Annotated in this window: 14 protein-coding genes; 11 read left to right on the top strand and 3 right to left on the bottom strand. The window is 58.6% G+C overall.

The features are described from left to right. Positions 1–116: 116 nt before the first annotated feature. Both B5F28_RS07760 and B5F28_RS07755 read right to left on the bottom strand, forming a co-directional pair. The gene (locus B5F28_RS07760) at positions 117–662 is read right to left on the bottom strand and encodes an NUDIX hydrolase (protein ID WP_087294963.1); all 546 of its coding nucleotides are present in this window, start codon (positions 660–662) and stop codon (positions 117–119) included. 3 nt (positions 663–665) lie between these two features. Next, the gene (locus B5F28_RS07755; RefSeq protein ID WP_087294960.1) at positions 666–1,658 is read right to left on the bottom strand and encodes a hemolysin family protein; all 993 of its coding nucleotides are present in this window, start codon (positions 1,656–1,658) and stop codon (positions 666–668) included. Between the two features lie 347 nt (positions 1,659–2,005). Here B5F28_RS07755 and nifJ point away from each other — a divergent pair, with 347 nt between their 5' ends. From nifJ to B5F28_RS07700, 11 genes are all read left to right on the top strand, one after another. Next, entirely contained in the window at positions 2,006–5,554 is a 3,549-nt protein-coding gene (nifJ, locus tag B5F28_RS07750; protein ID WP_087294957.1) for a pyruvate:ferredoxin (flavodoxin) oxidoreductase, read from the top strand. A 272-nt stretch (positions 5,555–5,826) separates the two neighbouring features. After that, entirely contained in the window at positions 5,827–6,690 is an 864-nt protein-coding gene (locus B5F28_RS07745; RefSeq protein WP_247643432.1) for a YitT family protein, read from the top strand. A gap of 454 nt (positions 6,691–7,144) precedes the next feature. Continuing rightward, on the top strand, positions 7,145–7,795 hold the full coding sequence (locus B5F28_RS07740; protein ID WP_087294955.1) for a rhomboid family intramembrane serine protease: 651 nt from the start codon (positions 7,145–7,147) through the stop codon (positions 7,793–7,795). Between the two features lie 141 nt (positions 7,796–7,936). Beyond that, on the top strand, positions 7,937–8,260 hold the full coding sequence (locus B5F28_RS07735; RefSeq protein ID WP_058963416.1) for a cyclic-di-AMP receptor: 324 nt from the start codon (positions 7,937–7,939) through the stop codon (positions 8,258–8,260). After that, entirely contained in the window at positions 8,260–9,159 is a 900-nt protein-coding gene (locus B5F28_RS07730) for a hypothetical protein (protein ID WP_087294954.1), read from the top strand. Before B5F28_RS07735 ends, B5F28_RS07730 begins: the two co-directional genes overlap by 1 nt. A gap of 101 nt (positions 9,160–9,260) precedes the next feature. Continuing rightward, positions 9,261–10,109, top strand: a complete 849-nt coding sequence (locus B5F28_RS07725) for a PSP1 domain-containing protein (protein ID WP_087294952.1) — start codon at positions 9,261–9,263, stop codon at positions 10,107–10,109. A gap of 156 nt (positions 10,110–10,265) precedes the next feature. Continuing rightward, complete coding sequence (locus B5F28_RS07720) at positions 10,266–10,436, top strand: DUF362 domain-containing protein (RefSeq protein ID WP_058963413.1); 171 nt, start codon at positions 10,266–10,268, stop codon at positions 10,434–10,436. A gap of 161 nt (positions 10,437–10,597) precedes the next feature. Beyond that, complete coding sequence (locus B5F28_RS07715; protein ID WP_087294950.1) at positions 10,598–11,302, top strand: tRNA1(Val) (adenine(37)-N6)-methyltransferase; 705 nt, start codon at positions 10,598–10,600, stop codon at positions 11,300–11,302. Positions 11,303–11,337: 35 nt separating this feature from the next. Continuing rightward, on the top strand, positions 11,338–12,183 hold the full coding sequence (gene rsmI, locus B5F28_RS07710) for a 16S rRNA (cytidine(1402)-2'-O)-methyltransferase (protein WP_087294948.1): 846 nt from the start codon (positions 11,338–11,340) through the stop codon (positions 12,181–12,183). Further along, positions 12,180–12,668, top strand: coding sequence for a YfcE family phosphodiesterase (locus B5F28_RS07705; protein ID WP_087294946.1), 489 nt, complete (start codon positions 12,180–12,182; stop codon positions 12,666–12,668). Before rsmI ends, B5F28_RS07705 begins: the two co-directional genes overlap by 4 nt. Then, positions 12,662–13,387: a biotin--[acetyl-CoA-carboxylase] ligase gene (locus B5F28_RS07700; RefSeq protein ID WP_087294944.1), complete on the top strand. Its 726-nt coding sequence runs from the start codon at positions 12,662–12,664 to the stop codon at positions 13,385–13,387. The genes B5F28_RS07705 and B5F28_RS07700 overlap by 7 nt, the downstream gene beginning before the upstream one ends. A gap of 522 nt (positions 13,388–13,909) precedes the next feature. Here B5F28_RS07700 and B5F28_RS07695 read toward each other — a convergent pair. Next, positions 13,910–14,530, bottom strand: coding sequence for a nuclease-related domain-containing protein (locus B5F28_RS07695; protein ID WP_087294942.1), 621 nt, complete (start codon positions 14,528–14,530; stop codon positions 13,910–13,912). Positions 14,531–14,780: the final 250 nt, after the last annotated feature.

The following is a 14,780-nucleotide window of genomic DNA, read 5'->3' as shown; positions in this document are numbered from 1 at the left end:
TTGGCGTTGCTCATTACGCACCTTTAGGTGCTGCTGGAATAATGGCCCTTATAGGGCCGTTCTGCAAACCCCACGTTTAACGTGGGGGTATGATTTGCAATGAAATGACGGAAGGCTCACATCCGGCCCGCGTCCCGCAGGGCCTTGATCTTGAGCAGGGCGGCCACGGTCTTGCCGTCCCGGATCTCGCCGGAGAGCACCATCTCCACAGCCCGGTCAAAGGGAACCTTTTCCGGTGTGAGGAACTCGTCCTCGTCCAGATGCATGCCGCAGGGGGCCAGCCCGGTGGCGGCCCAGCAGTAGATGATCTCGGTGCAGTAGCCCACGGTGGGGTACACCGGGCCCAGATCCACGAAGTGCTCGGCGGTCAGGCCGCATTCCTCGCCCAGCTCCCGCCTGGCGGCCTCAAAGGGGTCCTCGCCCTTTTCCAGCTTTCCGGCGGGCAGCTCCCACAGCTCCTGCCCGAAGGCGTAGCGGAACTGCCGGACCAGATAGATCTCATCGTTTTCGGTCAGAGCGGCGATGCAGGCCCCGCCATGATGATGTACCACCTCGCGGGTGGAGGTGCGGCCGTTCTCCAGCTCCACCTTGTCCACGGTCACGGTGAAGACCCGGCCCTCAAACCGGGTGTCGCTGTTCAGAGTTTTCTCAAAATGTGCCACGATTCAACGCTCCTTTTCCTCGGTTTCTGCGTCGGGCTCCTCCACACGGGTGCAGCGTACCCGCTGGATGCGCCGCTCCCACACCTCCAGGCAGGTGAAGCTCAGTCCGCCCCACTGGACGGTGGCGGGCTCGCCGTTTTCCGGAATGCGGCCCAGGCGGTCGGCGATCAGGCCGCCCACCGTATCGAATTCTTCCTCGTCGGTGCGCTCGGGGCACTCCATGCCGAAGGCCTCGAACACGTCCTCCAGGTCCAGCGCGCCGTCTGCCAGAAAGCCGCCCTCGCAGGGAGTCAGCTCGGCCTCCTCGGTGTCGTACTCGTCCTGGATGTCGCCCACGATCTCTTCCAGAATGTCCTCCATGGTCACGAGACCGGCGGTACCGCCGTATTCGTCCACCACAATGGCGATCATGGTGTGCTGTTTTTTGAAGTCCATCATCAGCTCACCGGCGGGGCGGCTTTCCGGCACATACATGGCTTTGCGGGCAAATTCGCTCACCTGCCGTTCCAGCACGCCGGGGTCGTCGAACAGCCGCAGCAGATCCTTCACGTACAGAATGCCGGTCACATTGTCCAGGCTCTTGCGGTATACCGGCAGACGGCTGTTTCCGGTGGAAAGGGCCAGTTCCACCGCCTCCCGGCAGGAGGCGTGCTCGTTCACCGCGTTCATATCGGTGCGGTGGGTCATCACATCACCGGCAGTCACGTCGGACAGATCGAAGATGTTGGTGATCATGGTTTTCTGAGCGGTGTCGATCAGGTCCTGTTCGTCCGCGTCGTCCACCAGCTCGAACAGATCCTCCTCGGTCACCGTCTCGTCGTTGCCCAGCCCGGCGGGGGCCAGCAGGCGCGACAGCCAGCCGGGCAGCCGCATCTCTTTTTTGGCCGCGGCCCAGCCGCCCAGAAGGCCGGCGGCCAGCAGCAAAAGCCCCACCGCACAGCACACAACAAGGGCGGAAAGGCTGGAAAAGCCGGGAAAAACACCCGGGGTATCCATTGTTCAAAACTCCTTTTTTCGGGGCGGCGCGCGAAGGCCGCGGCCCGGTTTTTCCGGTCTGCGCCGGAAGGCGCAGAAACCGGTCAATTACCATATTAAAGCAATCAAAACCCCTTGTCAACGCGCCCCGGCGAAGGCCGGATGAAGCTTTTGTAAAAAAATGAGCGGATCGCCCTGCACCGGGGGCAAAAAATGCAGAAATAAAAACCGAATCTGACCGAAAAAGCTGCCCGAAAACAGTTTACTTTGCCATTTTGATTTGCTAGAATATAGTTAAGTAATAGCGCCCATTCCCCCGATCCCCGGGGCCAGGACGTTAAATACTGAATTGTTATGGAGGAAGAAAAATGCCTAGAGCAAAACAGTCTATGGATGGCAACACCGCTGCCGCTCACGTAGCGTATGCGTTCAGCGAAGTTGCTGCTATCTACCCCATCACCCCGTCTAGCCCCATGGCCGACTACGTGGACCAGTGGTCCGCTGCCGGCCGCAAGAACATCTTCGGTACCCAGGTTAAGGTAATGGAGATGCAGTCTGAGGCCGGCGCCGCCGGTGCCGTACACGGCAGCCTGGCTGCCGGTGCTATGACCACCACCTTCACCGCCTCTCAGGGCCTGCTGCTGATGATCCCCAACATGTACAAGATCGCCGGCGAGCTGCTGCCCAGCGTGTTTCACGTGTCTGCCCGTTGTGTGGCCAGCCACGCTCTGAACATCTTCGGTGACCACAGCGACGTTTACGCCTGCCGTCAGACCGGTTTCGCCATGCTGGCCGAGACCAATCCTCAGGAAGTTATGGACCTGGCCGCTGTAGCCCATCTGGCTGCCATCGAGGGCCGCGTTCCCTTCATCAACTTCTTCGACGGCTTCCGCACCTCTCACGAGATCCAGAAGATCGAGAAGTGGGATTACGCCGATCTGGCTGAGATGGTCAACTGGGACGCTATCAACGAGTTCCGCGCCCACGCTCTGAACCCCGAGCATCCCTCCATGCGCGGTTCTCACGAGAACGGCGACATCTTCTTCCAGCATCGTGAGGCCTGCAACAAGTACTACGACGCTCTGCCCGCTGTGGTTGAGAAGTACATGGCCAAGGTCAACGAGAAGCTGGGCACCGATTACCAGCTGTTCAACTACTACGGTGCTGCCGACGCTGAGCGCGTGATCGTAGCCATGGGCTCCATCTGCGACGTTGCCGAGGAAGTTATCGATTACCTGACCGCCAAGGGCGAGAAGGTCGGCCTGGTAAAGGTTCGCCTGTACCGTCCCTTCGTTGCTGAGAAGCTGCTGGCTGCTATCCCCGCTACCGCGAAGAAGATCGCTGTGCTGGATCGCACCAAGGAGCCCGGCAGCCTGGGCGAGCCCCTGTACCTGGACGTTGTTGCTGCTCTGCGTGAGGCTGGCAACACCGCTACTGTTGTGGGCGGCCGTTACGGTCTGGGTTCCAAGGATACTCCTCCTTCCAGCGTGTTCGCCGTATACGACGAGCTGGCTAAGGACGCTCCCAAGGCCCGCTTCACTCTGGGCATCGTGGACGACGTGACCAACCTGAGCCTGGAAGAGAAGCCCGCTCCCAACACCGCTGCAGAAGGCACCAAGGAGTGCAAGTTCTGGGGTCTGGGCGGCGACGGCACCGTTGGCGCTAACAAGAACAGCACCAAGATCATCGGTGACCACACCGACAAGTACATCCAGGCTTACTTCCAGTACGACTCCAAGAAGACCGGCGGCGTGACCATCAGTCACCTGCGCTTCGGCGACAAGCCCATCAAGAGCCCCTACTACATCAACAAGGCTGACTTCGTGGCCTGCCACAACCCCAGCTACGTTGTGAAGGGCTACAAGATGGTTCAGGACGTAAAGCCCGGCGGCGTATTTATGATCAACTGCCAGTGGAGCGACGAAGAGCTGGCTCACCATATGCCCGCTGAGTCCAAGCGCTACATTGCCAACAACAACATCCAGCTGTACACCATCAACGCCATCGACAAGGCTGTTGAGATCGGTCTGGGCAAGCGCACCAACACCATCCTGCAGTCTGCCTTCTTCGCTCTGGCCGGTGTTCTGCCCCGTGAGGATGCCATCAAGTTCATGAAGCAGGCCGCTGAGAAGACCTTCGCCAAGAAGGGCCAGGCCATCGTTGAGATGAACTGGAAGGCCATCGACGCCGGCTTCGACGCTTACCACAAGGTTGAGGTTCCCGCTGACTGGGCCAACGCTGTGGACGAGGCCAACGACGCGGCTCTGTCCGGCAATGCCGACACCGTGAAGATGGTCAAGAACATCATGGAGCCCGTTGCCAAGATGGACGGCGACAGCCTGCCTGTTTCCGCCTTCGTGGATTACGTGGACGGCCAGTTCGCTCAGGGCGCTGCCGCTTACGAGAAGCGCGGTGTTGCCGTGATGGTTCCCGAGTGGAATCCCGACAACTGCATCCAGTGCAACCAGTGTGCTTACGTTTGCCCCCATGCCACCATCCGTCCCTTCGCTCTGACCGACGAGGAGGTTGCTAACGCTCCCGAGGCTCTGAAGAGCAAGAAGATGACCGGCAAGGGCTGCGAGAACTACAAGTTCGCCATGACCGTTTCTCCTCTGGACTGCATGGGCTGCGGCGTTTGTGTAAACGTCTGCCCCGCTCCCACCAAGGCTCTGACCATGGTGCCTCAGGAGAGCCAGGCCGCTCAGCAGGATGTGTTCAACTACTGTGTTGAGAACATCCGCAAGAAGGACGGCATGATGGCTGAGACCACCGTGAAGGGCAGCCAGTTCAACCAGCCCCTGCTGGAGTTCTCCGGCAGCTGCGCCGGCTGTGCTGAGACCGCTTACGGCCGTCTGATCACTCAGCTGTTCGGCGAGCGTATGTACATCTCCAACGCTACCGGTTGCTCCTCCATCTGGGGCGGCCCCGCTGCTACCTCTCCGTACACCACCAACAAGGAGTCCGGCTTCGGTCCCGCTTGGGCTAACAGCCTGTTCGAGGACAACGCCGAGCACGGTCTGGGCATGTACCTGGGCCAGAAGGTGATCCGCGAGTCTCTGGCTGCCAAGCTGCATGAGCTGGCTGAGGTTACCACCAGCGCTGACAAGAAGGCTGCCATCGAAGAGTACTTCGCCACCTACGAGGACGGCAAGGCCAACGCCGAAGCCACCAAGAAGCTGGTTGCTCTGCTGGAGGCTGACGCCGATTGCCAGTACAGCAAGGAGATTCTGCCCAAGAAGAACTACCTCTCCAAGAAGAGCGTGTGGATCTTCGGCGGCGACGGCTGGGCTTACGACATCGGCTTCGGCGGTCTGGACCACGTGCTGGCTTCCGGTGAGGACGTCAACGTAATGGTCTTCGACACCGAGGTTTACTCCAACACCGGTGGTCAGGCTTCCAAGGCCAGCCAGATCGGTCAGGTTGCTCAGTTCGCAGCCGCCGGTAAGGCCATTGGCAAGAAGAGCCTGAGCGAGATCGCCATGAGCTACGGCTACGTTTACGTTGCTCAGATCGCTATGGGCGCCGACATGAACCAGACCATCAAGGCTCTGACCGAGGCTGAGAGCTACCATGGTCCTTCTCTGGTGATCGGCTACGCTCCCTGCGAGATGCACGGTGTTAAGGGCGGTATGACCAACTGCCAGGCCGAGATGAAGAAGGCCGTGGCTGCTGGCTACTGGAACATGTTCCGCTTCGATCCTCGCAAGAAGGCCGAAGGCAAGAACCCCTTCACCCTGGACTCCAAGCCCGCTACCGCGGATTACAAGGAGTTCATCTCCAACGAGACCCGTTACAGCCGCCTGAAGCTGGCCTTCCCCGAGCGTGCTGAAGAGCTGTTCGACCTGGCCGACAAGAAGGCGAAGGAGCGCTACGCTTACCTGCAGAAGCTGGTTAAGCTGTACTCCACCGAGGAGTAATCCTCCCCGCAAGGGTCACGGCATGATATGCTGAACCTGCGCCCCCGCACTGTGCGCACAGTGCGGGGGCGCTTTTTTGTTTTCCCATCTTTTTACAAAAGAATTTTTGCCTTTTTCTCCGGTTTCGGCTATAATAAAAGTAGGAAAAGATAACGGCTTTTTGAGCAAAGCGTTTGAGCAAAGCGTTGTTGTGAAAAAAGCCGTTTTTGTTTTATCCGGTACCGGGAAATGTGTGAGTGATCTCCGATGCCGGTTCAAAGGAGGAAATCAGTGTGACGGAAAAACGCAAGGAATTCTTGATGGATGTGCTCTTTGAGACGGTGGGCAGTATCCTGTTTGGTGTGGGTGTGTATACCTTTGCGGCAAAGGGCGGCTTCGCACCCGGCGGACTTTCGGGTCTGGCACTGATTATTAATTTCCTTACCGGGCTGCCCATCGGTACCATGACTCTGGTGCTGAATATCCCCATCATTCTGGGTACCTTCCGCATTTTGGGCCGGCGATTCTTTTTGAAAAGCCTGCGTACCATGATCATCAGCACCATCATCATCGACGGTATTTTGCCCCTCTTCCCTGTTTACGACAGCAACCGCCTGCTGGCGGCGGTATTCAGCGGTATTCTGATGGGTGCAGGTCTGGCCATTATCTATATGCGCAACTCCTCCACCGGCGGCGCGGATTTTCTGATTCACGCAGCCAAGCGCAAGGCACCCCATTTCAGCTTTGGTCAGATCAGCATGATCATGGATGCGGTCATCATCTTTCTGGGTGTGCCCGCCTTCGGCGACATCGACTCGGCGCTGTACGGCATGATTTCGGTGTTTGCCCTCACCATCGTGATGGATAAGATCATGTACGGCGCAGGCAGTGGTAAGCTGGCTATGATCATCACCGATTACGGCCGGGAGGTGGCCAAGGAGATCGACCGGGCGGTGGAGCGCGGTGCTACTCTGGTGGATGTGACCGGCAGCTATTCCGGTGCAAAAAAGGATATGGTGCTGTGTGCCTGCTCCAATAACGAGGTGTTCAAGGTGCGCCAGGCGGCTCACCGGGTGGACCCTCGGGCCATGGTGATGATCTGCGAGGCAAACGAGGTCTTCGGCGAGGGCTTCCACGCACTGGAGGAAAAGCACTGAGAGGACACACAAGGCGAGTTTTTATAGATTCAGGCTGCTGTTCCGGCGGGAATGGCAGCCTGTTTTTTGAGCAGAGAAAAATTTGATTTGAATGCGAATTTGCGCGAAAAATCCATTCCATAAGACCGGAAAGCGAATTTTCAGCGAAAAATAAACATAGTTTTCCCCAATGGTTATACGAAGAGTTTTTGAGACGATGTTGAAAAGTATGTTGAAAGTGTTTAAAACCCGGTGAAAAGTCTTAAGTTTTCAACAAAACCGGTGGAAAGCGCCGTTGAGTTCAACGTTTCGTTGAATGGGAGGGGAGTGAATGTTGGAATCTCGGTGGAAAACGTTGAAAACTTTTCAACGGGCGTTCGTACAACAAAAACAAATCATTCGCCCCAAAAGACTTTTCAAATGGATTATTTTCTGGTAAAGTAAACGAAACTGAGCAAAAAGGAGCGTGCTGCGCATGAATTGGCTTTATAAATTGGAGCGGCGCTTTGGCCGTTTCGGGATTCCGAATCTGATGCTGTATGTGGCAGCCGGTCAGGCGATTGTCTGGCTGGTGATCATGTTTGCATATTATCCGTTGTATTTCCTGCTGTCCCTGAATCGGAACGGGCTGTTAGCCGGGCAGGTGTGGCGGCTGGTGAGCTTTGTATTCCTTCCTCCGCTGACCACCAATCCCATTTATGTGGCGCTGGAGATTTATCTGCTGTATTGGCTGGGATCTGCACTGGAACGGACCTGGGGCAGCTTCAAATTTACGGTCTATTTCCTTTTGGGGATAGTCGGTGCCTGGCTGGGCTGTCTGATCACCGGTTCGGCCGGCAATACAGCGCTGTACTATTCCCTGTTCTTTGCCTTTGCCTATCTTTATCCGGAGACTCAGCTTCTGCTCTTCTTTGTGCTGCCAGTCAAGGTGAAATGGCTGGGGTGGATCTCAGCGGCGTTGTATCTGTTCCAGTGGGTCACCGCACCTCTTGGCCAGAAGCTGGCCATGCTGGCGGGCCTTCTGGGCTTCTGGATCTTCTTCGGCAAGGGCGGCATTGGCCGGCTGCGCCAGAAGGTCACTGATTACCGCCGCCGCAAGGCCTGGCAGAACCAGTGGCGGCAATAAAACCGAGAAAAACTGGAGCTGCTTTGTGGCAATTTGAAAAGCGTCGTGCTATAATTAGAAAAACAGGCCCATATTTTATGCGCCGGGCGGAACCACTGCCCAAACAAACCGCGCGGGCCTGCCGAAAGGGGAACTGCTGTTATGAAAATGATCACTGCCATTGTAAATAAAGAGGACTCCAAGAACGTTTGTAACGAGCTCATCAAGGCTGGTTTTTCCGTTACCCGTTTGTCCACCACCGGCGGATTTCTGATGGCGGGCAATATGACCCTGATGATCGGTACCGACGATGAGAAGGTGGATGAGTGCATCGGCCTGATCTCCAAGTGCTGCAAGCAGCGCACCGAGGTCGTTCCCAGCACCGCCAGCTACGGCATCGGCGTAGCCACCGCTTATCCGCTGCAGGTCACCGTGGGCGGCGCTACCGTCTTTGTGACCAATGTGGAGCGCTTCGAGAAGCTGTGATGCTGGATGCGTTTCGGGGCAACCAGGCCCTGAAAGAAAGTTTGCAGGCCGCCCTGCGTGCAGGGCGGCTTTCTCATAGTGTTTTGCTGTGCGGCGAGGCGGGCTGCGGCTCCGGCTTCGCCGCCCGGTGCCTTGCCGCCGATTACCTCTACCCCGAGGGCGGACCGCAGGCGAATGCGGTGCTGGAAGGCCGGGCCGCCGAATGCATCGAGGTGCGGGGCGAAGGGGCCTCCGGCGAGATCCGTATTGACGCGGTGCGCCAGGTGCGCCGCAAGGTGTTCGAGACCGCGCTGTCCGCAAACGGGCGGGCGGTGATTTTTTACGGCGCCCAGAAGATGAACGCCTCCAGTGCGAATGCGCTGCTGAAGGTGCTGGAGGAGCCCCCGGAGGGGGTGCTGTTCGTGCTCACCGCCACCAGTGCGGCGGCGGTGCTGCCCACCATTCGAAGCCGGTGCGCCATCTACCCCATTGCTCCGGTCACCCGGCAGGAATGCGTGGCGTGGCTGCGGGAGAACTGCCCGGACTGCAAGGACCCGGAACTGCTGGCCGCAGTGTATGACGGCCACATCGGCCGGGCTGCCGCTGCTGCGCGGGAGCCTCAGGCGGCCCAGAGCTTTGAAACTGCCTGCCAGCTGGCCCAGGCGGTGGCAAAGGGCGACCGCTACCGGCTGATGCAGCTTCTGGCCGGATATGAAAAGGATAAACCCGCCGCCGCCCGGCTGCTGGCGGATCTGGCCAGCGTGGCCGCCGCCGAGCTGGCGGGGGCCGGGCGCTTCGGCATGAGCGCCCATCAGGCAGCACGTACTGCCAGCCAGTGCGGCGAGACGCTGCAGAACATGAACCGCAACCTGAACCAGAAGCTGCTGCTCACCATTCTGGCGGCGCGCATCGCCCGGTGAGCCCTTCCCTACCCTTTTGAACCTTTTGCCCAAACCAAAGCCGCAGGCAAAAGACGTGACACCATCCGCCCGGCGCGGCAGGGCAAAGTGAGAAACAAACTATGAAAAAAGTGATCTCCGTTCGTTTTAAAGCAGGCGGAAAGGCCTACTATTTTGACCCGGCGGATCTGGATGTGAAGACCGGCGACCACGTGATCGTGGAGACTGCCCGCGGCATCGAGTGCGGCGAGGTGGTGGCCGGCCCCAAGGATATCCCGGACAGCCAGGTGGTCCGGGAGCTGAAGACTGTCAAGCGCATGGCCGACGCGGTGGACATCCGCCGCATGGAGAAGAACCGGGCGGACGAAAAGACCGCCTTTGAGATCTGCACCCAGCGCATCGCCGCCCACAAGCTGGAGATGAAGCTGGTGGAGGCCGAGTATAATCTGGATCGCACCAAGATTGTGTTCTACTTCACGGCGGACGGCCGGATCGACTTCCGGGATCTGGTCAAGGACCTGGCGGGCGTGTTCCACACCCGTATTGAGCTGCGCCAGATCGGCGTGCGTGACGAGAGCAAGATGCTGGGCGGTCTGGGCATCTGCGGCCAGCCCTTCTGCTGCAGCCGGTTCTTGAAGGATTTCCAGCCGGTGAGCATCAAGATGGCCAAGGAGCAGGGCCTGAGCCTGAACCCCACCAAGATCAGCGGCAGCTGCGGCCGCCTCATGTGCTGCCTTGCCTACGAGCAGAAGGCCTATGAATACCTGAACAGCATCACCCCCATGAACGGCAGCGTGGTGCGTACCCCGGAATTTGAGGGTATCGTGGTGGAGGCGAACCCGGTGAGCGGTATGCTCAAGGTGCGTCCGCTGAACGAATCGCTGGCGCCCAAGTATTTCCGGCGCAGCGAATGTGTCTACCTGCGGGGCGGAAAACGGGCACCCAAGGCCCCCGATCCGGACCAGGAGTGAGACGGAAATCCAGGCCAACCACTTGAACTTTTGCAAATTTATGCTACAATAAACCCAAGAAAGAGTTCGCTCTTTCAGGGCTGCGCTGCATTCTCTGCACGGATGGGGCGCATTGCGCCTGTGGAAAGAAGTGCAGAGATAAAGGAGAGATGAAACATGGCTTACTCTATCAACGATTCTTGCGTTTCTTGCGGCACCTGTGCCGGCGAGTGCCCTGTCAGCGCTATCAGCGAGGGCGACGGCAAGTACGTGATCGACGCTGACAGCTGCATTTCCTGCGGCACCTGCGCCGGCGCTTGCCCTGTTGGTGCGATCGAAGAGGGCTAATCTGCTCTTTTTGCACTGGCAAAGAACAAAAAGTGGCGTGGCTTTTCGGCCCGCCGCTTTTTTGTTGTGGGCCATGTTTTTTCAAGGCAGGGGGAAAAGCCGGTTTCATGTGTCATTCCGGTTATTCTTCCCCTTATTTTATTTTCAGGGAGCGTTTTTCTATGGCACATTCCGCCGAAACTTTGTATAATGGGACCAAGGTCTTCATCAGCGAGAACCACCGCTTCGGTACCGACGCCATGCTGCTGTCCGGCTTTTGCCGGCCCCGGCGGGCGGAGCGTGTGGTGGATCTTTGCAGTGGCTGCGGCATCGTGGCGCTGCGCTGGCATGACCTGGGCCACCGGGGCGAGTGCCTGTCGGTGGAGCTGGATGCCGAGGGTACCGGCCTGCTGGAGCAGGCCGTGGAAGCTCAGCCGGAATGCGCTCACATCCGCCCGCTGAACCGGGACCTGAACGACCTGGCGGCGGACGGCGGCTATCATCTGGTGGCGGCCAATCCTCCCTACTTCACCGGAGGCTATGTGAGCCCGGAGGCCGCGCGGGCCACTGCCCGCCATGAGGGCGGCTGCACACTGGAGCAGGTAGCTGCTGCCGCGGCACGCCTGCTGCGGGACGGCGGGCGTTTTGCAATGTGCAACCGGCCGGAGCATCTGGCCCGTACCTGCTGCATTCTGAGCGCCGCGGGGCTCGAGCCCAAGCGGCTGGTATTTGCCAAGCAGACGCCGAAGGATGCACCCTGGCTGTTTTTGCTGGAAGCACAGAAAAACCGAAAACCCGGCCTTCGTTTTGAGCCGGATATCTATATGGCCGACGAGACCGGCCGCCCCAGCCTGCAGCTGCAGGCCATCTACCGGCAGGGCATGTGAAGCGCTGCCGAGAGCAACCCAAGGAGGAGCCATTTATGGCCGGAACACTGTATATCGTGGCAACGCCCATCGGTAACCTGAACGACATGACACCCCGCGCCGCCGCTACGTTTGGCAGCGTGGATTTTGTTGCCGCTGAGGACACTCGCGTTACGCTGAAGCTGCTCAATCATCTGGGACTGAAAAAGCCGCTGGTGAGCTACTACGAGCACAACACAAAGGAAAAAGGCCAGTATATCCTGGACCGGATCGCGGCCGGTGAAAGCTGCGCCTTGTGTAGCGACGCGGGCATGCCTGCCATTTCGGACCCGGGCGAGGAGATCGTGCGGGACGCGCTGGCTCAGGGCATTCCGGTGGTCCCGGTCCCGGCGGCTTCCGCCTGTGTCACGGCGCTGGCTGTTTCCGGGCAGGATACCAGCCGTTTTGTATTTGAAGGCTTTCTGCCGGTGGCGGCAAAGCCCCGCAAGCAGCGGCTGGAAAGCCTTGCAGGCGAGACACGCACCATGATTTTTTATGAAGCTCCTCATAAATTAAAGGGTACGCTGGAGGATCTGGAAAAAACCTTCGGCGGGCAGCGAAGCATCACCCTGACCCGGGAGCTGACCAAGCTGCATGAGGAGATCCGCAAAACCACACTGGCCGAGGCCTGTGCATACTACCGGGAGAATGCGCCCCGGGGCGAGTATGTGCTGGTGGTGGCAGGCGGCGAGGAGACCGCTGCGCCTCAGGAGCAGATCACGCTGGAGCAGGCTGCCCAGGCTGCCCGCAGGCTGATGGAACAGGGAATGCCGCCCAGCGCGGCGGCAAAACAGGCCGCCCAGGGCACGGCCTTTTCCAAAAGCCAGGTTTATCGCCTGCTGATCAAGGAGGATGCGGAATGAAAGAGATCCTGATTTTATCCGACAGTCACGGTTGTTATCCGCTGGTGCAAAAAGCAGTGGAGGCTCATCCCCATGCCAAAGGCATCATCTTTTTGGGGGATGGTCTGAAGGACATTGAGCGTCTGCAGGCGGAGGGCTGCAGCCTGCCGGTTTACGCGGTGCGGGGAAACTGCGATTTTTCCTCGCTGTACCCGGCGGAAGCCCTGGAGGTGTTTGAACACAATCTGATCTTTTTCTGCCATGGTCATCATTATGGGGTGAAATATACGCTGGATGATTACGCCCGGGCGGTAAAGGACCGGGGCGCAGCCATCGGCCTGTTCGGTCATACTCATCTGCCCACTCTGGAGCAGCGGGATGGCGTGACCCTGTTCAACCCGGGCAGCATCGGCGCACCCCGGTTCGGCGGGCCCAGCTACGGCATTCTGGAGCTGTATGAGAACGGCGAGGCCAATCTCCAGCACAAGGAACTGATCATATGGTAAGCGCTCCCCGGTTTGTTTCCGAGACGGACAGCACCAACAGCTGGTGCCGACGGCAGCTGGACCAACTTTCGGACGGCTTTGCGGTGTATACCATCTGCCAGACCGCAGGGCGGGGCCGCCGCGGCCGGGCCTGGGCCAACGCGCCGGGTCAGGGCCTGTATTATACGATCGTATGCAAACGCCCCATGGCAGACCCGGCGGCGCTTCCGCTGGCGGCAAGTCTGGCAGCGGTACACGCACTGGAGGAACAGCTGGGAGTGCGCTGCCAGGTAAAATGGCCCAATGACCTTGTCTGGCAGGGAAAAAAGCTGGGCGGAATTCTGTGTGAAGCGGCCCAGGGAGCAATCCTTTGCGGCATCGGGATCAATCTGATGCAGGATGAGGCGTATTTTGCCCAAAACGGGCTGGTGCATGGTGTTTCAGCGGCACAGATTCTGGGGCGTATGCCGGGTGCGGACACGCCGGAACGGCTGGCGCAGACGATGAGCGAGATCTTTGCCGAAGGCCTGGAGGATTTTTATTGTCAGGGCTTTGCAGCGGTGCGGGAGGAGTATCTGTCCCGCTGTGCCAATCTGGGCCGCAGGGTGCAGTTTGACGGCGGCGAAGGCCGGGCGGTGGACGTGGACGAAACAGGCCGTCTGGTGGTGGATACCGGAAAAGGAAAACAGGCAGTATTCACCGGAGAGGTAACCGTGCAGGGCATCTACGGCGTCAAATGACGGAAAATAAGAACAGCCTATGGATGGGCAGCAAAAAGAGATGCTGCTCATCCATAGGCTGTTTTGCTTTTGGAATTAAGTTTTATATGGTATTGCTGTCGGTCGGGCAGGCAAAAGGCAGTCAGCGATATTTGCTGAGGAAAACCGGGTGCATAAGGATAAGCGTATCCGTTCCGGCCACCGGTCGGGTCGATAAAAAAGGGTGCTGGCGGTGCTTGCTGAGGAAAACCGGGTGCATAAGGATAAGCGTATTCGTTCCGGCCACCGGTCGGGTAGGTAAAAAAATGCCCCTCCGTGCTTGCGGACCACGGAGGGGTGTAAGGGGTATCGCTTTGGTGTGAGGAGGAATCATGTACAGAACCTCGGTTGCGGCTCCGCTGTTCTGTGATTCTTAGTATACCCGTAAGTTGCGGAAGAAGTTTTAAAGCACTATGAACATTTTGTAAATTGCAAAGCGGGAATAATTTGGATAAAAAGAAGCCGGTGCGCGCTGCACACCGGCTGAAATGCTTTGGTATGGAATTACTTGGCGCTGAGCGCAGCGGCCACCGGCTCAACCTCCACCTTTTTGTCCTCTTCAAAATGAACGGACTTCAAATAGGTGGAGAACTGCTCGATGGTGTAGTGCCCGCAGGAGCGAGGCAGTGCCAACTGGGTCTTTTTGCCGGTGAATACCACAACGGTCTCCACCGGAACATTTTTGATCTTGGCCTCAAACAGAGCCTGCCGTACTGCACGGGCGCTCTGCTCGGCCCGCTTCAGGGGATTGGTGAAGGTCCGGCGCTGGCCGTTCATCTCCTGCACCCATTCCGCGTCGGAAGCCTGGCCGTAAATGGTTCCGCCGTAACCCAGGCACTTCACACCCAGAACGCCGAACCAGCCCACCAGCAGCGCATCCAGATCCGCACTGGCCTTGGAATTTTCAATGTGAACCGGTTCCACCACGCGGAATTCATTGGTGGCCGCATACCGGCGCAGCTGCCGCAGCACCGCTTCGGCGTTTGCGTGCTCATCGTCCGGGATAGGGCCGGCCTTGGCGGCCTTCTCGGTTTTGCGGGCGGGGCTCAGCAGATACACGGCAACGCCGAAAATCGCAATTACCACCACCACTGCCACGATCTGAATGATCAGTTCAGGGGTCATGATCGAAACACTCCTTTTTCATGGCGCGGTGCACCCGCGCCTGATTTGCATCAGAATATTTCTATTGTAGCAAAGGCACGCCCTAATTGCAACGGCTCCCCTGTTCCCCGGCGGCTGGGCGAGAAATGCCGGAATAAAAAAGCTGCGGGCTGGTTTGCCCGCAGCAATTCTTCACGCCGTGCACCCTTTCGGGTTCGAATCCCCGGAAAGCCTGGTAAAAACAAAAGAACCTGCAAGCTTTTCAACTTGC

Source organism: Gemmiger sp. An194, from assembly GCF_002160145.1.
Taxonomy (GTDB): Bacteria; Bacillota; Clostridia; order Oscillospirales; family Ruminococcaceae; genus Allofournierella.
The sequence above is the reverse complement of the archived record's forward strand: the minus strand, read 5'-3'. Positions and strand labels throughout refer to the sequence as shown.